The sequence below is a fragment of the Pseudomonas sp. WP18 genome (genome assembly GCF_036689585.1).
GTDB classification, from domain to species: domain Bacteria; phylum Pseudomonadota; class Gammaproteobacteria; order Pseudomonadales; family Pseudomonadaceae; genus Aquipseudomonas; species Aquipseudomonas chlororaphis_E.
In genome coordinates, this window is sequence record NZ_CP144758.1 from 6,080,788 (window position 1) to 6,100,434 (window position 19,647).

Here is a 19,647-nt window from a genome sequence, read left to right on the forward strand (position 1 = left end):
TGAGCGAGGGTTCCATGTTCACGGATTCGGCAGCGCCACCGAATACTTGAGCGATCTGGAAGGAATAATGCCAAGTGGCTAGCACCTGAAGTGCAACGTTTCAGCCAAGACGCTCCACCGCAGGCAGTTGCATGGCCTTGACCTCGCTCTGGAGAAAATCACTGAGCCGCCGCAAACGGTCACCTCCCGGGCGGGTTTTCGGCCACACCAGGTAATAGTGCTCACCGCTGGCGACAGCGGTCGGCCAGGGCAGACTCAAGCGCCCCTGGGCCACATCCTCGGCCACCATCAGCAGATCCCCCATGGAGACACCGTACCCACGCGCGGCGGCAATCATGCCCAACTCCAGGGTGTCGAACACTTGTCCGCCCTTGAGCGACACCTGGTCGGACAAGCCCATGCGCTCCAGCCAACTGCGCCAGTCTCGGCGATCCGGCGTGGGGTGCAGCAACTCGGCCTTGGCCAGTCGCTGCACATCCCAGGGTTGATCGTTCAGCAGATTCGGCGCGCCCACCGGAATCAGTTCCTCGGGAAACAACAGGCTGGCCTCCCAGTCCACGGGAAAATGCCCGTTGCCCAGCAAGACCGCGCAATCGAACGGCTCGGTGTTGAAGTCCACCGCATCGATGTCCATCCAGGCGCTGGTCAGTTGCACTTCGTTGCCGGGCTGCAAATGCCGGAAGCGGCTCAAGCGCGCCAATAGCCAGCGCATGGTCAGGGTCGAAGGCGCCTTCATCCGCAAGATGCCGTCTTCACCGTGCAAGGTATGGCACGCCCGCTCCAAGGCCATGAAGCCGTCGCGCACACCCGGCAACAGCAACCGCGCCGCTTCGGTCAGTTGCAGGTTGCGCCCGCTGCGATGAAACAAGCGACAGGCGAAATGCTCCTCCAGCGTACGAATATGCCGGCTGACCGCGCTCTGGGTAATCGACAGCTCCTCAGCGGCGCGAGTGAACGAGCTGTACCGCGCCGCCGCTTCGAATGCCCGCAGCGCATAAAGAGGGGGAAGACGACGAGACAAGGGAAAAACTCCGGGAGCGATTGGCACACCCTAACAGAACTTCAGCTGCATGAGTTTTAATCATGTCAGCGATCGTTTTTATCCTTTTGTGCAGACCGTCGTGAACGCCGAGAATCGTTGCTTTACTGCCTCATTCGAACAGGGAGCGTGATGATCATGCGGCATCCGGTGCGTACCGAACTCTGGGCCATCCTGCGGTTGGCGGGGCCGCTGATTGCCTCGCAGTTGGCGCACATGCTGATGGTGCTCACCGACACCGTGATGATGGCGCGCCTGAGCCCTGAAGCCCTGGCTGGAGGCGGCCTCGGGGCAGCCAGTTACTCGTTCGTGTCGATTTTCTGCATCGGTGTGATCGCGGCGGTGGGGACGCTGGTAGCGATCCGCCAAGGCGCGGGAGACATCGAGGGCGCCACCCGCCTGACCCAGGCCGGGCTATGGCTGGCCTGGCTGATGGCGCTGGTGGCGGCTTTGCTGTTGTGGAACCTCAAGCCGGTGTTGCTGCTGTTCGGCCAGACTGAAACCAATGTGCTTTCCGCCGGCCAGTTCCTGCTGGCGCTGCCGTTTGCCCTGCCCGGCTACTTGAGTTTCATGGCCCTGCGCGGCTTCACCAGCGCCATTGGCCGGGCCACGCCGGTGATGGTGATCAGCCTCGGCGGCACGGTAGCCAATTTCCTGCTCAACTACGCCCTCATCACTGGCCTGTTCGGCTTGCCGAAACTGGGCCTGATGGGCATCGGCCTGGTCACGGCGATCGTCGCCAACGGCATGGCCCTGGTGCTGGCCTGGCACATCCACCGGCACCCGGCCTATCGCGCGTACCCGTTGTTGGACGGCCTGTTTCGCCCCAACCGTCAATACCTCAGGGAACTGTGGCGCCTGGGCCTGCCGATCGGTGGCACCTACGCCGTGGAAGTCGGGCTCTTTGCGTTCGCGGCGCTGTGCATGGGCACCATGGGCAGCACACCGTTGGCGGCGCATCAGATCGCCCTGCAGATCGTCTCGGTGGCATTCATGGTCCCGGCGGGCATGTCCTATGCCATCACCATGCGCATCGGCCAGCACTATGGCGCCGGGCAGTTACCCAAGGCGCGCCTGGCCGGGCGGGTCGGGATCGGCTTCGGCGCGGCGGTGATGCTGGCGTTCGCCATGGTCTTCTGGCTGCTGCCCCACGCGTTGGTCGGCCTGTTCCTGGACCACAATGACCCGGCGTTCGCCGAGGTGATCAACCTGGCGGTGAGCCTGCTGGCGGTGGCGGCGTGGTTCGAACTGTTCGACGGCGCGCAAACCATCGCCATGGGCTGCATTCGCGGGCTCAAGGACGCCAAGACCACCTTCCTGGTTGGCCTGGGCTGTTATTGGCTGATTGGTGCGCCGGCGGCGTGGTGGATGGCTTTCCACCTGAACTGGGGCGCAACCGGTGTCTGGTGGGGCCTGGCACTGGGCCTGGCCTGTGCGGCCGTGAGCTTGACGCTGGCGTTCGAATGGAAGATGAAGCGGATGATCAGGGGCGGGTCGGGATCGCAGAGTTTCGCGGCCATTCAGGTCGACTGACAGCCGTTGTGGGAGCGGGCTTGCTCGCGAATGCGGTGTGTCAATCAAAGTCTCCCTGACTGAACCGGCGCATTCACGAGCAAGCCCGCTCCCACAGGGTATCGTATCAAGCCGTGACCTCGGTCGACTTGCCATCGAACGTCAGGTACTCCACCAGTTCGGGCAACGGCAACGGTTTGCTGATCAGGAAGCCCTGCACCTGATCGCAGCCGAAGCCCCGCAGCAAATCCAGTTGTTCCGGGGTTTCCACCCCCTCGGCCACCACCTCCAGCTTGAGGTTGTGGGCCAGGTTGATCATGGCGTGGACCAGCTTGCGGTTTTCTTCGCGTTGCTCCATCCCGCCGACGAAGCTCTTGTCGATCTTGAGCAAGGCAATGGGCAGGCTGTTGAGGTGCACGAACGAAGAGAACCCGGTGCCGAAGTCATCCAGGGAGAAGCGCACGCCCAGTCGCCCCAAGGCGTCCATGGTTTGCCTGACCAGTTCGCTGCGGCGCATCACGGCGGTTTCGGTCAGTTCGAATTCCAGCCACTGGGCCTCGACACCCCGTTCGGCGATCAACCGGCTCAGGGTTGGCAGCAACTGGCTGTCCTGGAACTGCCGGAACGACAGGTTGACCGCCATGTGCAACGGCGCCAGCCCGCGCTCGCGCAGTGCCTGCATGTCCCGCAGCGCCCGGGAAATCACCCAGTAGCCCAGCGGCACGATCAGGCCGCTCTGCTCCGCGAGCGGCACGAACTCGCTCGGCGGCAGCAGGCCACGTTCCCCGTGACGCCAGCGTACCAGCGCCTCCAGGCCCACGATGTTGCCGCCATCGAGGTTCAGCCGGGGCTGGTAATGCAACTCCAGCTCGTCGCGACGCAACGCCCGGCGCAGTTCGCTTTCCAGGTCGGCGAGGCTGCGAGCATTGCGGTTGATCCGCTCATTGAAGATATGAAAGGTACAGCCCTGGGTGCTCTTGGCCTGCTGCATGGCGATGTGGGCATGCCACATCAGCGGATCGGCGCCGGCCTGGGCCCGGGCGTGGGCGATGCCCAGGCTACAGCCGATCAGCAGGCTTTCGCCGTCTATCCAGTAGGGTTCGGCCATGGCCTCGGTGATGCGCTCGGCCATCCACTCGGCCCGCTGCGGCGCGCGCCGGGTGTCGATCAGCAAGGCGAATTCATCGCTACCCAGCCGCGCCAGCCGGTCACCGGCCTCGAGCGCGCCCTTGAGTCGCGACACCACCTGCAGGATCAGGCGATCACCGGCCTGGTGGCCGAGGGCGTCGTTGGCGTGGCGAAAATTGTCCAGGTCCAGGTGCCCGAGGGCCAGGCCGCGGCCGTCGTTTTCAGCCAGGCGCGCCGCCAGCAGGGTCTGGAAGCCCTGGCGGTTGGCGATGCCGGTCAGCGGGTCCTGCTCGGCGAGGCGCTGCAAGGTATTTTCCAGTACCCCGCGTTCGCGCACATGCCGTAGGCAACGGCGCAGGGTCGCGGTGTCGAGGGCATCACGCACCAACCAGTCACTGACACCATCTGGGACCGTCGCAGGCTCATGCTCGAGCAACAGAATCGTGGGCAGACGGCAACGGCCCGGCGCCGGCTGCAATGCGGTGATCGTCAGCAGCACGGCGTTGCGATTGTCTTCGAACAGGCTGCTGACGGACTCCCAGCTCGGTGCGCTGATCAGGACGACCGAGGGCCCCATGGGTGCCAGGCACTCGCGCAAGACCGCTGACCACTCAGGCGTTTCGGCCAATAACAGCAAACGCAAGGGTTCGACAGGCGTTGACAAGCTGACTCCCTAGACTCTGCAAGGTGGTTGGCGCGGGGCATTATGACCTGCCGACGGGCAATGACCAATGCTACTGGTTCTCAAACACGTGCTTTCGGTAGATTTTCTTCTACGCGAAGTCGTACGTTAGACGCAAATTCGCCCCATATCCTGCGTTAAAGTGGCAGAAGCGGCAAATGACAATGCTGTAGGGGTCACAAGTCGGACAGAGCAGCACAATTCTGTGAGCCTGTTAAAATGCCGGCCCATTTTGCAAACGACTCCCTGACCCTGTCATGTCCCGACTCAATCCCCGGCAGCAAGAAGCCGTGAACTATGTCGGCGGCCCTCTTTTGGTGCTCGCCGGTGCAGGCTCCGGCAAGACCAGCGTGATCACCCGCAAGATCGCCCACCTGATCCAGAACTGCGGCATCCGTGCCCAGTACATCGTCGCCATGACCTTCACCAACAAGGCCGCCCGGGAAATGAAGGAGCGGGTCGGCACCCTGCTGCGCAGCGGCGAAGGCCGTGGCCTGACGGTCTGCACGTTCCATAACCTGGGCCTGAACATCATCCGCAAGGAGCACGCGCGGCTGGGCTACAAACCGGGCTTCTCGATTTTCGACGAGACCGACGTCAAGGCCTTGATGACCGACATCATGCAGAAGGAATACTCGGGCGACGACGGCGTCGACGAGATCAAGAACATGATCGGCGGCTGGAAGAACGACCTGGTGCTGCCGCCAGAAGCCCTGGAAAACGCCCGCAACCCCAAGGAACAGACTGCCGCCATCGTCTACGCCCACTACCAGCGCACGCTCAAGGCGTTCAACGCGGTGGACTTCGACGACCTGATCCTGCTGCCGGTCAAGCTGTTCCAGGACCACGCCGACATCCTCGAAAAATGGCAGAACAAGGTCCGCTACCTGCTGGTGGACGAATACCAGGACACCAACGCCAGCCAGTACCTGCTGGTGAAGTTGCTGATCGGCAAGCGCAACCAGTTCACCGTGGTGGGCGACGATGACCAGTCGATCTATGCCTGGCGCGGCGCCCGCCCGGAAAACCTGATGCTGCTCAAGGAAGACTACCCGTCGCTCAAGGTGGTGATGCTGGAGCAGAACTACCGCTCCACCAGCCGCATCCTGCGGTGCGCCAACGTGCTGATTTCCAACAACCCCCACGAGTTCGAAAAGCAACTGTGGAGCGAAATGGGCCACGGTGACGAAATCCGCGTGATTCGCTGCCGCAACGAAGACGCCGAGGCCGAACGCGTGGCCATGGAAATCCTCAGCCTGCACTTGCGCACCGACCGGCCCTACAGCGACTTCGCGATCCTGTATCGCGGCAACTACCAGGCCAAGCTGATCGAACTGAAACTGCAGCACCACCAGATCCCCTATCGCCTGTCGGGGGGCAACAGTTTCTTCGGGCGCCAGGAAGTGAAGGACCTGATGGCCTACTTCCGCCTGATCGTGAACCCGGACGACGACAACGCCTTCCTGCGGGTGATCAACGTCCCACGCCGGGAAATCGGTTCGACTACCCTGGAAAAACTCGGCAACTACGCCACCGAGCGAAAGATCTCGATGTACGCCGCCACCGACGAGATCGGCCTGGGCGAGCACCTGGACAGCCGTTTCACCGATCGCCTGGCGCGGTTCAAGCGCTTCATGGACAAGGTCCGCGAGCAGTGCGCGGGCGAAGACCCGATTTCGGCGCTGCGCAGCATGGTCATGGACATCGACTACGAGAACTGGCTGCGCACCAACAGTTCCAGCGACAAGGCGGCCGACTACCGCATGAGCAACGTGTGGTTCCTGATCGAGGCGTTGAAGAACACCCTGGAAAAGGACGAAGACGGCGACATGACCGTCGAGGACGCCATCGGCAAACTCGTGCTGCGAGACATGCTCGAGCGCCAGCAGGAAGAGGAAGATGGCGCCGAGGGCGTGCAGATGATGACGCTTCACGCGTCCAAGGGCCTGGAGTTCCCTTACGTGTTCATCATGGGCATGGAAGAAGAGATCCTGCCGCACCGCTCCAGCATCGAAGCCGACACCATCGAGGAAGAACGGCGCCTGGCCTACGTCGGCATTACCCGGGCTCGTCAGACGCTGGCCTTCACCTTCGCCGCCAAGCGCAAGCAATATGGCGAAGTCATCGACTGCGCGCCCAGCCGCTTCCTCGATGAACTGCCGCCGGACGACCTGGCCTGGGAAGGCAACGACGACACGCCGACGGAAGTCAAAGTGGTGCGTGGCAACAGTGCCCTGGCCGATATACGTGCGATGTTGAAGCGTTAGAATCGACTACTTTTTACTGACCCCAGGCGCCGCCGGCGTCATCAGAGGAGGCTTCATGGAAGCCCTGCACCAGAAAATCCGCGAACTCGGCATCGTGCTTTCCGATCAAGTCCTGAAAGTCGACGCGTTCCTGAACCACCAGATCGACCCGCAGTTGATGAAGCTGATCGGCGACGAATTCGCCGCGCTGTTCAAGGATTCCGGCATCACCAAGATCGTTACCATCGAAGCCTCGGGCATTGCCCCGGCGATCATGACCGGCCTGAACCTCGGCGTGCCGGTGATCTTCGCCCGCAAGCAGCAATCGCTGACCCTGACGGAAAACCTGCTGTCGGCCACCGTGTATTCGTTCACCAAGAAGACCGAAAGCACCGTCGCCATCAGCCCCCGGCACCTGACCAGCAGCGACCGGGTGCTGATCATCGATGACTTCCTGGCCAACGGCAAAGCGTCCCAGGCGCTGATCTCCATCATCAAGCAAGCCGGCGCCACCGTGGCCGGGCTGGGAATCGTGATCGAGAAATCCTTCCAGGGCGGCCGTGCGGAACTGGATGCCCAGGGCTACCGCGTCGAGTCCCTGGCCCGGGTGAAATCCCTGGCCGGTGGCGTGGTCACCTTCATCGACTGATCGCCCACCGCCTATCCCTTGTGGGAGCGGGCTTGCTCGCGAATGCGGTGTATCAGCCAGAGATATGTCGACTGAAACTCCGCATTCGCGAGCAAGCCCGCTCCCACAAGGGGACCCCGGTTAGGCCCTATTGTGCAGTGGCCTTGAGCCCCGCCAGCAACAAGCGCTGGAACAAGTCCTCCTTCAGCCCCTCGGTGCTCGCCAGTTGCATCCGCTCCAGATGCTCGGGGTACAGAGAGGGCTCCGGGGCATCCAGCGCGGCCTTGCCCAGCTCCAGCATCTCGCTGAGCTTGAACTTGCTCTTGAGCCAGTTCAGCGCCCGCAGCAAGTCCCGCTCTATCCCATCGAAGTCGCAGCCCAGCGGGTATTCGGGGAACAGGTTCGGATGCCGTGCCTGGATCGCCTGCAAACGCTCTGGCGTGTTGTCGGCGAACCGTGGATCGAGGCGGAAATCCTTCGGTAATTTGCCGGCATTCTGGGCCTGTTCGATCAGTCCCGGCTGAAAGCGTGAATCGCTGATATTCAGCAGTGCCTCGATCACCGCGGCATCGGTCTGGCCGCGCAGGTCGGCGATACCGTACTCGGTCACCACGATGTCCCGCAGATGCCGGGGAATCGTGCAGTGGCCATATTCCCAGACAATGTTCGAGCTGATCTCCCCGCCCGCCTCACGCCAACTGCGCAACAGCAGGATCGAACGCGCGCCTTCCAGTGCATGGCCCTGGGCGACGAAGTTGTACTGCCCGCCCACGCCACTGAGCACTCGCCCATCCTCCAACTGATCGGCCACGCCGGCGCCCAGCAGGGTCATGGTGAAGACCGTGTTGATGAAACGTGCGTCGAGTCGCTGCAGTCGCTTGAGCGGCTCCTGGCCGTACAACTCGTTGATGTAGCTGATGCGGGTCATGTTGAATTCGAGCCGCCGGGCATCGGGCAACTCATGCAGGCGCTGGTAGAAACTGCGCGGGCCGAGGAAGAATCCGCCGTGTATGCAGACGCCGTCGGGTTGCGCGGCCTCGTCGAGGGTGCCGGCGTTGGCCTGTTCCTGGGTGGCTTCGTCGGGGTAGACCTTGCGCCGGATGATCCCGGCTTCCGCCAGGACCAGCAAACCGTTGACGAACATCTCGCTGCAGCCATACAGCCCTTTGGCGAACGGCTGCACCCCACCTTCGCGTTCGATCAATTGTGCCCACTGGCTGAGATTCAGGTCCGTCAGCAACGCCTGGTAGCCGGCATTGTCCGCCTGGCGCGCCAACAAGGCGGCCGTCAATGCATCGCCCATGGCGCCGATGCCTATCTGCAACGTCCCGCCGTCACGCACCAGCGTGCTGGCGTGCAGGCCGATCAGGTGATCCTGGAAGCCCACCGGCATGTTCGGCGTGGAAAACAGCGTGTGATTGTCTTTCTCGTCGATCAGCAGGTCGAAGCCGTCGATGCCGACTTCGGCGTCACCCGGCATGTAGGGCAAGTCGCTGTGCACCTGGCCGACCAGTAGGATGGTCTCCCCGGCTGCTCGCCGCTTGGCGATCATGGGCAACAGGTCCAGGGTGATGTCCGGGTTGCAGCTCAGGCTCAGGAGGTCCGGGTGTTGTGGGTCGCTGGCCACCAGTTGCGCCACCAGGTTCAACCCGGCGGCATTGATGTCCCGGGCCGCGTGGCTGTAGTTGCTGCTGACGTAGTCTTGCTGGGCCGGCGCGCTGTTCAACAGGCTGCCGGGCTGCATGAAGAACTGCTGGACGCGAATATTGGCCGGCAGGTCGCCTTGATGCAGCGCCGAGAGGTAATCCAGCTCCGGGTAGTCGCCGAAAACCCGCTCGATGAATGGTTCGAGGAAGCGTTTTTGCAAGCCGTCGCCCAGGTTCGGCCGCCCCAGGCTCAGGGCCGTGTAAATCGTCAACTGGCGCTCGGGCAATTCAGCGATGCGCCGGAACAACGCATTGGCGAACAGATTGGGCTTGCCCAGCCCCAGCGGCATGCCGAGGTGGATATGGGCGGGCAGGCGCTCAAGCACGTCCTCCACCGCCTGCTCGATTGAACACAACTGCACCATCCGACCCTCCGAGACATTGCCCTGAATGTGGCTTGGACCGAACTTGCCGGGTCTTGGTTGCGCCGAACCGCTCGCAAGGGTTGTTCACAGGCGCAAAAAAGCCGCTCGTAAGCGGCTTTCCTGTGGCAGGTGGCAGCGAATTACAGGCCGGACATCTCTTTGATGGCGCCCTTGAGCTCGTCATCCGTGCAATCGGCGCATGTGCCTTTCGGCGGCATGGAGTTGATGCCGGTAATCGCCTTGGCGAGGATGCCGTCGAGCCCGCCCTGATGATCAGCGCGCTCTTTCCACGCTGCCTTGTCGCCAATTTTCGGCGCGCCCAGCAGACCGGTGCCGTGGCAAGCATTGCAGTGCTTGGCAATCACGTCTTTCGGCGCCTTGGCGCCTCCCGCACCACCTGCGGCGGCGGCGACTTCCATACCCTTGCATTCCTGCCCCTGAACGCAGACCTGGCCGACGGGTTCGAGGCGCTTGGCGATTTCGTCGTTGGTCGCCGCTTGGGCGCTGACTGCCCATAGGGCCAATGCGGTTGCTGGTACAGCCAGCATTTTCATAATTAGGTTCACGCGTACACCCTCAATGGTGGCTAGTCACGCCTGCGGCCACGGTTTGCAGGCGGGCGCAAGTATAGCGGTAAGCCCGTCACACTGAAACAACCCTAAAGTCACAAGGGTCTTGTTCGTGGTGACCACTTACCCCCCCGGGCGCCTCTGCCGTGTGGGCTTGGCGCCTCTTTCCTTAGAAATTGGCCGGTGTGGCTGCGCTGATCAGTCGCGCCGGCGCATCGAACGGATTACGAAAACGATGAGGCTTGGTGCTTTCAAAATAGTAGCTGTCGCCCGCCTCGAGCACGAACGTTTCCAGACCCACCACCAACTCCAGCCGCCCTTCCACCAGGATCCCGGTTTCCTCGCCCTCATGGGTGAGCATTTCCTCACCGGTGTCGGCGCCAGGCGGGTAGATTTCGTTCAGGAAGGCGATCGCTCGGCTCGGATGGGCCCGGCCCACCAGCTTCATGGTCACGGCGCCGTCGGAGATGTCGATCAGTTCGTTGGCTTTGTAGACGATCTGGGTCGGTTTCTCCTGAAGGATTTCCTCGGAGAAAAACTCGACCATGGACATGGGAATCCCGCCAAGGACCTTGCGCAGCGAGCTGATCGAGGGGCTGACGCTGTTCTTCTCGATCATCGAAATGGTGCTGTTGGTGACGCCCGCACGCTTGGCGAGTTCACGCTGGGAAAGGCCTTTGAGTTTACGAATGGATTGCAGTCGTTCACCGACGTCCAATGCTGGAGCCTCCAGGGAATCAGGTTGTGTGGAAAGTGAGCGTTATCATGGCGACAGCGTTCAGTATTTACAACACTTTGACCCGAATCCTGTGCGGCGAAGCGACTTTCGGTAGGGCACGCCGGGCATCAGCGCCCGGAATAGAGCCGTGGCACCCGTCGCAGGTTGCAGAAAATCTGGTAAGGAATCGTGTCGGCGGCCTTCGCCACGTCGCTGGCAAGCACGTTCCTGCCCCACAGCTCCACGGTCGAACCCAGCCCGGCCTGGGGGACGTGGGTGAGGTCGACGCACAACATGTCCATCGACACCCGCCCGACCAGTTGGCTGCGCTGCCCCGCCACCAGCACCGGCGTACCCGTGGGCGCCTGGCGCGGATAGCCGTCGGCGTACCCCATGGCAACCACTCCGACCCGGGTCGGTTGCGTGGTCACGAAGCGGGCGCCGTAGCCCACGGGCTCGCCGGCAGGCAATTCGCGCACGCTGATGATCTTCGACTCCAGGGTCATCACCGGTTGCAGGCGCGCAGCGACTTCGTTGGGCTCCTCGAACGGCGTGGCTCCGTAGAGCATGATGCCCGGCCGTACCCAGTCGCTCGGCATCTGCGGCCACCCGAGCACGGCAGGGGAATTGCGCAGGCTGATCTGCGCCGCCAGCCCTTGGCGAGCCGCTTCGAAGACTGCCAGTTGGTGAGTGCTGCTGGGATCGTGCAGCTCGTCGGCCCGGGCGAAATGGCTCATCAGGACGATCTTCGCCACATTGCCACTGGCCAGCAGGCGACGATAGCCGGCCTGGTAGTCCGCCGGGTGCAAGCCGACCCGATGCATGCCGGAGTCGAGTTTGAGCCAGACCGTGATCGGTTTGCTCAGCCGTGCCTGCTCAAGCGCTTCGAGCTGCCAGAGCGAATGCACCACGCACCACAAGTCATGCTCGATGATCAGCGACAGCTCATCGGCTTCGAAGAACCCTTCCAGCAACAGGATCGGCCCGCGGATCCCGCCGGCACGCAGTTCCAGGGCTTCTTCGATGCACGCCACGGCGAACCCGTCGGCCGTGTCCTGCAGCGCCTCGGCGCAGCGCACCGCACCATGCCCATAGGCATCGGCCTTGATCACCGCCAGGGCCTTGGCCCCGGTGACTTCGCGGGCCAATTGGTAATTGTGACGCAGGGCTTGAAGGTCGATCAGGGCACGGGCAGGACGCATGGCGGCAGGCTTCTAGGCGGTCATGAATAAAAAACCGGTGCTGGCCGAGGGTGCGAACCACCGACAGCACCGGAAGAGGGATCTGTTTGACTGAGGCTTAAGGCAGCGCGGCCACCACCGACAACTCCACCAAGATTTGCGGCTCGCACAGCTTGGCTTCCACCGTGGCACGGGCCGGGGCGGTGCCCTTGGGCAGCCATTGGTCCCAGACGGCGTTCATGCCGGCGAAGTGAGCGTCGATGTCCTTCAGATAGATCGTCACCGACAACAGGCGGCTCTTGTCGGTCCCGGCCAGGTCGAGCAACCGCTCGATGTTGGCCAGGGTCTGGCGAGTCTGCTGTTCAATACCGGCGCTCATGTCGTCGCCGACCTGCCCCGCCAGGTAAACGGTGCCGTTGTGCACGACCACCTGGCTCATGCGGTCATTGGTGAGCTGGCGCTGGATTGACATGTTTCGCAGACTCCTTTTTTTGGCTGCCATAACGGGAAATATCGAGGCCTTCTGCGCTGATCTGCGGCTTTTTCTTCGCCATCAGGTCGGCCAGCAGACGGCCGGAACCACAAGCCATGGTCCATCCGAGGGTGCCATGGCCGGTGTTCAGGAACAGGTTCTTGAACGCGGTGGCGCCCACGATCGGCGTGCCGTCCGGGGTGGTCGGGCGCAGGCCGGTCCAGAAGCTGGCCTGGGCCAGATCGCCGCCCTGAGGATAAAGGTCGCCCACGATCATCTCCAGGGTTTCACGCCGACGCGGGTTGAGGGACAGGTCAAAGCCGGCGATTTCAGCCATGCCGCCCACGCGAATGCGGTTGTCGAAACGGGTGATCGCCACCTTGTAGGTTTCGTCAAGAATGGTCGAGGTCGGCGCCATCGACGGGTTGGTGATCGGGACGGTCAGGGAGTAACCCTTGAGTGGATACACCGGCGCACGAATCCCCAGGGGCTTGAGCAATTGCGGCGAATAGCTGCCCAGGGCGAGGACGTAGCGGTCGGCGGTTTCCAGCTTGCCGTCGATCCACACTCCGTTGACGCGATCGCCGGCGAAATCCAGGCGTTGGATGTCCTGGCCGAAGCGGAACTGTACGCCGAGCTTCACGGCCATTTCCGCCAGGCGCGTGGTAAACAGCTGGCAGTCGCCGGTCTGGTCATTGGGCAAGCGCAGGGCTCCGGCCAGGATGTCCGTGACGTTGGCCAAGGCCGGCTCGACCCGGGCGATGCCTGCGCGGTCGAGCACTTCGAAAGGCACGCCCGACTCTTTGAGCACCGCGATGTCTTTTGCCGCGCCATCGAGCTGGGCCTGGGTGCGGAACAGCTGGGTCGTGCCCAGGCTCCGGCCTTCGTAGGCGATGCCGGTTTCGGCACGCAGCTCATCGAGGCAGTCGCGGCTGTACTCGGAGAGGCGGACCATGCGCTCCTTGTTGATGGCATAACGGCTGGCGGTGCAGTTACGCAGCATCTGCGCCATCCACAGGTACTGGTCGATGTCGGCAGTGGCCTTGATGGCCAGCGGCGCATGGCGTTGCAACAGCCACTTGATGGCCTTGAGCGGCACACCTGGCGCGGCCCACGGTGAGGCGTAGCCCGGCGACACCTGCCCGGCGTTGGCGAAGCTGGTTTCCATGGCCGGCGCCGGCTGACGGTCGACCACCACCACTTCAAACCCGGCTCGCGCCAGGTAGTAAGCACTGACGGTACCGATGACGCCGCTACCCAAGACCAGAACGCGCATGTTGTTGCCCTCATCGCGGATAACCGCTGACGTTTTGTTGTACATACCTTCGATGGACGCAGTGTAAAAAAGAATAGCCAGTGCTTTTCACTATATAACTGCCTATATTTGGCGAGAATTCTCGGCAAAAACCCTTTTCACGGAGGCGCATCACCTGTGCGTACCAATACCCAGACCAAGCGTGAGCTGGACAAGATCGACCGCAACATCCTGCGCATCCTCCAGGCGGACGGGCGGATCTCCTTCACCGAACTGGGGGAAAAGGTCGGCCTGTCCACCACGCCCTGTACCGAACGGGTGCGGCGCCTGGAGCGTGAAGGCATCATCATGGGCTACAACGCACGGCTCAATCCCCAGCACCTGAAGGGGAGCCTGCTGGTGTTCGTGGAAATCAGCCTCGACTACAAGTCTGGCGATACGTTTGAAGAATTCCGACGCGCCGTGCTGAAATTGCCCCACGTGCTGGAATGCCACCTGGTGTCAGGCGATTTCGACTACCTGGTGAAGGCACGGATTTCCGAGATGGCCTCGTACCGCAAGCTACTGGGGGACATCCTGCTCAAGCTGCCCCATGTGCGCGAATCCAAGAGCTACATCGTGATGGAAGAGGTGAAGGAAAGCCTGAGCCTGCCGATTCCGGATTGAGGCCCTTCGCGAGCCGGCTCGCGAAAAGGCACTCGAGGATTCACCCACCGTCAGACCAGCACCTGGCGATTGGACGCCATATATTGATGGATCTGCCGCTCGACCCGAGGATGAATCAGCTCCACCGGTCGCCGCCCGTTGGGGCATGGCAAGGTCGCCGTCGTACCGAACAGCCGGCAGATCAGCGGTCGCTCGTCATACACGGTGCAGCCGTTGGGCCCCAGGTGCACGCAATCGAGCGCCTCGAGGGCAGTCTCCTGCTCGGCGCGGGTCTTGCGCGGCAAACGGGCCATTTCTTCCGGCGAGGTGGTCACCGGACCACAGCAGTCGTGGCAGCCGGGAACGCACTCGAACGAGGGAATCTGCTGGCGCAGCGCGCGGATTTTCTGACTGTTGCAACTCATGAAAACGACTACCGACGAGGACACAGAACGATTCTGCCCTAAAACCCTCATCCCAGACACCGCCAGCCGACCGCTGTTGCCCGGGGATGAATCCGCGGCTTATGCTCCGTCAAATTTCTCAAACACCACAATCAGGATTACGCACATGAACGCCCGTGTTCAGCAACCGGTCCCGAGCCACGCGCACGCCGCCTCCTATTACGCCGCCAGCAGCTTGCCGCAACCGGACCATCCGTTGCTGCAGGGCGAGTGCGTGGCGGACGTGTGCGTGGTGGGCGGCGGGTTTTCCGGGCTGAACACCGCCATCGAACTGGCCGAACGCGGCATGAGCGTGGTCCTGCTGGAAGCCCACAGGATCGGCTGGGGCGCCAGCGGCCGCAACGGCGGCCAGTTGATCCGGGGGGTCGGCCATGGCCTGGAGCAATTCGCCCCGGTCATCGGTGCCGACGGCGTCCGTCAGATGAAACTCATGGGCCTTGAAGCCGTGGAAATCGTCCGACAACGTGTCGAGCGTTTTCAGATCCCCTGCGACCTGACCTGGGGATACTGCGACCTCGCCAACAAGCCCGGCGACCTGGAAGGTTTTGCCGAGGATGCCGAAGAACTGTGCAGCTTGGGTTATCGCTACCCGACCCGGCTCCTGCAAGCACACGAAATGCACAGCGTGGTGGGTTCGGACCGCTACGTCGGTGGCCTGATCGACATGGGTTCGGGCCACCTGCATCCGCTGAACCTGGCCCTGGGCGAAGCCGCTGCCGCGCAACAACTTGGGGTCAGGCTGTTCGAGCAGTCGGCGGTCACCCGCATCGATTATGGCGCCGAAGTAAAAGTGCACACCCGGCACGGTTCGGTCCGCGCCAAGACACTGGTGCTGGGCTGCAACGCCTACCTCAACGGACTCAACCCAGAGCTCAGCGGCAAGGTGCTGCCCGCCGGCAGCTACATCATCGCCACCGAACCCCTGAGCCACGCCCAGGCCCAGGCCTTGTTACCGCAGAACATGGCGGTGTGTGACCAACGGGTGGCACTGGACTACTACCGTCTCTCGGCGGATCGTCGCTTGCTGTTCGGTGGCGCTTGTCATTATTCAGGTCGCGACCCGCAGGACATCGGCGCCTACATGCGGCCGAAAATGCTCAAGGTGTTCCCGCAATTGGCGAACGTGAAGATCGATTACCAGTGGGGCGGGATGATTGGTATCGGCGCCAACCGATTGCCACAGATCGGCCAGCTCAAGGACCAACCCAACGTGTATTACGCCCAGGCCTACTCCGGTCATGGCGTGAACGCCACGCACCTGGCCGGCAAACTGCTGGCCGAAGCTATCAGTGGGCAACAAAGCCGCGGTTTCGACCTGTTCGCCCAGGTGCCGCACATGACCTTCCCTGGCGGCAAGCACCTGCGCTCGCCGCTGCTGGCGCTGGGAATGTTATGGCACCGGTTGAAAGAGTTGGTTTAACCCAAAAAACCGTGGCGAGGGAGCTTGCTCCCGCTCGGTTGCGCAGCGACCGCAAAATCTCAGGGTTGCTGCACGACCCAGCGTGAGCAACCGCCCTCGCCACAAGTTCCTTATCGTTTCAACCCCGCCAGAACGGCTTGAGCCCCTCTTCCCGCGCCTGCTCCCGGTCCAACCCGATGTCACGCAACTGTTCGGGTGTCAGCGTCAATAAGGCTTTGCGTGTATGCAGGCGCAACCAGAACAGGTCCCAGCGGCTCAGGTGGGCCGGCGCATTGCGCGACATCGTGTTGCGCAGCCCCTTATCCTGCCCTGCCACCAGTTCCTGACTGTGTAACGTCAGCCGCACATCGCTCAAGCCGTTCATTTTTGTCGCTCCTGTTTACTTGGGTAGCCAGAGGTTCCATGATGTGCGAACGGCAGAAAGCGATACAGATTCAATCGTTTTGTTTTACTTCCATACAGATTGAGCCTTTCGCGCACTGAATCGTCGTTTTCCAACCCAACTGTATTGGTTGCCGTAGTCCTCCTCGAGAATGCGCCATGACTCTCTACGTGAACCTCGCCGAATTGCTCGGCACCCGCATCGAACAAGGCTTCTACCGCCCGGGCGACCGGCTGCCATCGGTACGAGCGTTGAGCACGGAGCACGGCGTCAGCTTGAGCACGGTGCAGCAGGCCTATCGCGTGCTGGAGGACAGTGGCCTGGCGATGCCGAAACCCAAGTCCGGTTATTTCGTACCGGTCAGCCGCGCGCTGCCGGACCTACCGGTGGTGGGCCGTCCCGCCCAGCGGCCCGTGGATATTTCCCAGTGGGACCAGGTGCTGGAACTGATACGCGCGGTGCCGCGCAAGGATGTGGTGCAGTTGGGACGGGGCATGCCGGACATCAACTCGCCGACCATGAAGCCGCTGCTGCGCAGCCTGGCGCAGATCAGTCGTCGGCAAGACATGCCAGGGCTGTATTACGACAACATCTACGGCAACCTGGCGCTGCGTGAACAGATTGCCCGGCTGTTGCTGGATTCAGGTTGCCAGTTGGGCGCCAACGATCTGATTGTCACCACCGGCTGTCACGAAGCGCTGTCTGTCAGCATTCGCGCCACGTGCGAGCAAGGCGATATCGTCGCCGTGGACTCCCCCAGCTTCCATGGCGCCATGCAAACCCTCAAGGGCCTGGGCATGAAGGCGCTGGAAATCCCCACCGACCCGCTCACCGGTATCAGCCTGGAGGCCCTGGAACTGGCCTTGGAACAATGGCCGATCAAGGCCATACAGTTGACGCCCAGTTGCAACAATCCGTTGGGCTACATCATGCCGGAAGCCAACAAACGCGCCCTGCTGACCCTGGCACAGCGCTTCGACGTGGCGATCATCGAAGACGATGTGTATGGAGAACTGGCCTACACCTACCCACGCCCCCGCACGATCAAGTCCTTCGACGACGATGGCCGGGTCCTGCTCTGCAGTTCCTTTTCCAAGACCCTGGCCCCTGGCCTGCGCGTGGGCTGGGTCGCGCCCGGCCGGTACCTGGAACGGGCGCTGCACATGAAGTACATCAGCACCGGCTCCACCGCCCCACAGCCCCAGATCGCCGTGGCCGAATTTCTCAAGGGCGGGCATTTCGAACCACATTTGCGCCGGATGCGCGCGCAATACCAGCGCAATCGCGACGTCATGATCGATTGGGTCAGCCGCTATTTTCCGCCAGGCACCCGCGCCAGCCGGCCCCGGGGCAGCTTCATGCTATGGGTCGAACTGCCGGAAGGCTTCGACACCCTCAAGCTCAACCGGGTCCTGCATGATCAGGGCGTACAGGTCGCCGTCGGCAGCATCTTTTCCGCCTCCGGCAAGTACCGCAATTGCCTGCGGATGAACTACGCTGCCAAGCCAACGGCCCAGATCGAAGAGGCCGTGCGCAGGGTGGGCGCCGCCGCTATCGCGTTGTTGAACGAAACCCAGCGCGACGCCGTCTGATCTGTACGCCGGGAAGCGGCATCCAACAGCCCATCAACGCAATCGAGCGGAACGATCCTACGTGAGATCCAGACCGATCCTGCCAGCGCTACTGCTAGTCGCCTCGCTGCTGGGCGGCTGCGCCAGTCTTGATGTCACCCGCGAGCCCTCCCAGGCACTACCGGCCAGCGAATCCTCCTTTGGCCGCTCGGTCCAGGCCCAGGCGGCGCCCCATGAAGGGCAGTCGGGCTTTCGCCTGCTCCCCGACAGTACCGACGCGTTCATCGCCCGGGCCGAGTTGATCCGCCACGCCCAGAGCAGCCTGGACTTGCAGTACTACATCGTCCACGACGGCATCAGCACCCGGATGCTGGTGGACGAATTGCTCAAGGCCGCGGACCGCGGTGTGCGGGTGCGGATCCTGCTGGACGACACCGCCAGCGACGGCCAGGAAGAAACCATCGCGACCCTGGCCGCCCACCCACAGATCCAGGTCCGCCTGTTCAACCCCTTGCACCTGGGCCGGGCCACCGGGGTGACCCGCGGCCTTGGACGCCTGTTCAACCTGTCGCTGCAACACCGGCGCATGCACAACAAGCTGTGGCTGGCAGACAACAGCATGGCCATCGTCGGCGGCCGCAACCTGGGGGATGAGTATTTCGACGCAGAACCCAACCTGAACTTCACCGACATCGACCTGCTCGGGGTCGGGCCGGTGGCCGAACAACTGGGCCACAGCTTCGACCAGTACTGGAACAGCGCCCTGAGCAAACCCATCGAACAGTTCCTGTCCCATCGCCCCACGCCCAAGGACCTGGCCGACAGTCGGGCGCGTCTGCAAGCGTCCCTTGAACAGACCCAAAAGGAAAATCACGCGCTCTACCAGCAACTGACCACCTACAAGACCCAGCCACGCCTGGACACCTGGCGCAACCAGCTGATCTGGGCCTGGAACAAGGCGATGTGGGACGCGCCGAGCAAGGTGCTGGCCAAGGACGAGCCCGATCCGCAGTTGCTGCTGACCACTCAACTGGCGCCGGAGCTGACGGGCGTCAGCAAAGAACTGATCATGATTTCCGCCTACTTCGTCCCAGGCCAGCCAGGGTTGGTCTACCTGACCAGTCGCGCCGATGCGGGCGTGTCGGTGAGCCTGCTGACCAACTCCCTGGAGGCCACCGATGTGCCGGCGGTGCATGGCGGGTATGCGCCGTACCGCAGGGCCTTGCTGGAGCACGGTGTGCGCCTGTTCGAACTGCGCCGACAACCGGGCGAAACCGGCGGCCGCCCGCACCTGTTCTACAGCAGGTCCTACGGCGAGTCGGACTCGAGCCTGCACAGCAAGGCGATCATTTTTGACCGGCAGAAAGCCTTTATCGGTTCGTTCAATTTCGACCCGCGCTCGGTGCTGTGGAACACCGAGGTCGGCGTTTTGGTGGACAGCGAAGCGCTCGCCGGCCAGGTGCGTGAGCTGGCCCTGCAAGGCATGGCCCCGGCCTTGAGTTATCAGGCACGACTGAAGGACGACACCCTGGTCTGGACCACCGAAGACAACGGCACGCTACACGACCTGGACCACGAACCCGGCAGTTGGTGGCGCCGCTTCAATGCCTGGTTCGCCAAGACCGTCGGCCTGGAGCGGATGCTGTAGCCCGCGTTATCCGGCG

The 19,647-nt window shown here is 62.7% G+C and carries 17 protein-coding genes; 7 read left to right on the forward strand and 10 right to left on the reverse strand.

Going from position 1 to position 19,647, the window contains the following annotated elements:
• Positions 1-100: 100 nt before the first annotated feature.
• Positions 101-1,021 (reverse strand): LysR substrate-binding domain-containing protein, encoded by a 921-nt coding sequence (locus V5F23_RS27235; protein WP_042729000.1) that lies wholly within the window; start codon positions 1,019-1,021, stop codon positions 101-103.
• A gap of 156 nt (positions 1,022-1,177) precedes the next feature.
• Here V5F23_RS27235 and V5F23_RS27240 point away from each other — a divergent pair, with 156 nt between their 5' ends.
• Positions 1,178-2,572 (forward strand): NorM family multidrug efflux MATE transporter, encoded by a 1,395-nt coding sequence (locus tag V5F23_RS27240; RefSeq protein WP_042729003.1) that lies wholly within the window; start codon positions 1,178-1,180, stop codon positions 2,570-2,572.
• Positions 2,573-2,678: 106 nt separating this feature from the next.
• Here V5F23_RS27240 and V5F23_RS27245 read toward each other — a convergent pair whose 3' ends face one another.
• The gene (locus V5F23_RS27245) at positions 2,679-4,343 is read right to left on the reverse strand and encodes a bifunctional diguanylate cyclase/phosphodiesterase (RefSeq protein ID WP_042728999.1); all 1,665 of its coding nucleotides are present in this window, start codon (positions 4,341-4,343) and stop codon (positions 2,679-2,681) included.
• A 275-nt stretch (positions 4,344-4,618) separates the two neighbouring features.
• Between V5F23_RS27245 and rep the strand changes: the two genes are divergently transcribed.
• Positions 4,619-6,628: a DNA helicase Rep gene (rep, locus tag V5F23_RS27250; RefSeq protein ID WP_042728998.1), complete on the forward strand. Its 2,010-nt coding sequence runs from the start codon at positions 4,619-4,621 to the stop codon at positions 6,626-6,628.
• 55 nt (positions 6,629-6,683) lie between these two features.
• A complete protein-coding gene (locus tag V5F23_RS27255; RefSeq protein WP_042728997.1) occupies positions 6,684-7,256 on the forward strand; it encodes a xanthine phosphoribosyltransferase in 573 nt (190 codons plus the stop codon).
• Between the two features lie 127 nt (positions 7,257-7,383).
• On the opposite strand, the gene V5F23_RS27260 is transcribed toward V5F23_RS27255, so the two are convergent.
• The 6 genes from V5F23_RS27260 to dadA all read right to left on the reverse strand — a co-directional run bounded on the left by V5F23_RS27260 (position 7,384) and on the right by dadA (position 13,522).
• Positions 7,384-9,306, reverse strand: coding sequence for an acetyl-CoA hydrolase/transferase C-terminal domain-containing protein (locus V5F23_RS27260; protein WP_338497064.1), 1,923 nt, complete (start codon positions 9,304-9,306; stop codon positions 7,384-7,386).
• A gap of 140 nt (positions 9,307-9,446) precedes the next feature.
• Complete coding sequence (locus V5F23_RS27265; protein ID WP_042728995.1) at positions 9,447-9,860, reverse strand: c-type cytochrome; 414 nt, start codon at positions 9,858-9,860, stop codon at positions 9,447-9,449.
• Positions 9,861-10,044: 184 nt separating this feature from the next.
• The gene (locus V5F23_RS27270) at positions 10,045-10,593 is read right to left on the reverse strand and encodes a cupin domain-containing protein (protein WP_007932420.1); all 549 of its coding nucleotides are present in this window, start codon (positions 10,591-10,593) and stop codon (positions 10,045-10,047) included.
• A gap of 128 nt (positions 10,594-10,721) precedes the next feature.
• Positions 10,722-11,795, reverse strand: coding sequence for an alanine racemase (gene alr, locus V5F23_RS27275; RefSeq protein WP_047735766.1), 1,074 nt, complete (start codon positions 11,793-11,795; stop codon positions 10,722-10,724).
• A gap of 97 nt (positions 11,796-11,892) precedes the next feature.
• The gene (locus V5F23_RS27280) at positions 11,893-12,246 is read right to left on the reverse strand and encodes a RidA family protein (RefSeq protein ID WP_042728993.1); all 354 of its coding nucleotides are present in this window, start codon (positions 12,244-12,246) and stop codon (positions 11,893-11,895) included.
• Positions 12,218-13,522 (reverse strand): D-amino acid dehydrogenase, encoded by a 1,305-nt coding sequence (gene dadA, locus V5F23_RS27285; protein WP_338497067.1) that lies wholly within the window; start codon positions 13,520-13,522, stop codon positions 12,218-12,220. Before dadA ends, V5F23_RS27280 begins: the two co-directional genes overlap by 29 nt.
• A 156-nt stretch (positions 13,523-13,678) precedes the next feature.
• Between dadA and V5F23_RS27290 the strand changes: the two genes are divergently transcribed.
• Complete coding sequence (locus V5F23_RS27290) at positions 13,679-14,167, forward strand: Lrp/AsnC ligand binding domain-containing protein (protein WP_003177284.1); 489 nt, start codon at positions 13,679-13,681, stop codon at positions 14,165-14,167.
• 50 nt (positions 14,168-14,217) lie between these two features.
• Here V5F23_RS27290 and V5F23_RS27295 read toward each other — a convergent pair whose 3' ends face one another.
• Entirely contained in the window at positions 14,218-14,571 is a 354-nt protein-coding gene (locus tag V5F23_RS27295; protein ID WP_338497070.1) for a YkgJ family cysteine cluster protein, read from the reverse strand.
• A gap of 145 nt (positions 14,572-14,716) precedes the next feature.
• Between V5F23_RS27295 and V5F23_RS27300 the strand changes: the two genes are divergently transcribed.
• Positions 14,717-16,030 (forward strand): FAD-binding oxidoreductase, encoded by a 1,314-nt coding sequence (locus V5F23_RS27300; protein WP_123579229.1) that lies wholly within the window; start codon positions 14,717-14,719, stop codon positions 16,028-16,030.
• A gap of 118 nt (positions 16,031-16,148) precedes the next feature.
• On the opposite strand, the gene V5F23_RS27305 is transcribed toward V5F23_RS27300, so the two are convergent.
• A complete protein-coding gene (locus V5F23_RS27305; protein WP_042728990.1) occupies positions 16,149-16,394 on the reverse strand; it encodes a DUF1127 domain-containing protein in 246 nt (81 codons plus the stop codon).
• Positions 16,395-16,570: 176 nt separating this feature from the next.
• Here V5F23_RS27305 and V5F23_RS27310 point away from each other — a divergent pair, with 176 nt between their 5' ends.
• Both V5F23_RS27310 and V5F23_RS27315 read left to right on the forward strand, forming a co-directional pair.
• On the forward strand, positions 16,571-18,004 hold the full coding sequence (locus V5F23_RS27310) for a PLP-dependent aminotransferase family protein (RefSeq protein ID WP_042728989.1): 1,434 nt from the start codon (positions 16,571-16,573) through the stop codon (positions 18,002-18,004).
• 61 nt (positions 18,005-18,065) lie between these two features.
• Positions 18,066-19,631, forward strand: coding sequence for a phospholipase D family protein (locus tag V5F23_RS27315; protein ID WP_042728988.1), 1,566 nt, complete (start codon positions 18,066-18,068; stop codon positions 19,629-19,631).
• Positions 19,632-19,647 lie beyond the last annotated feature (16 nt).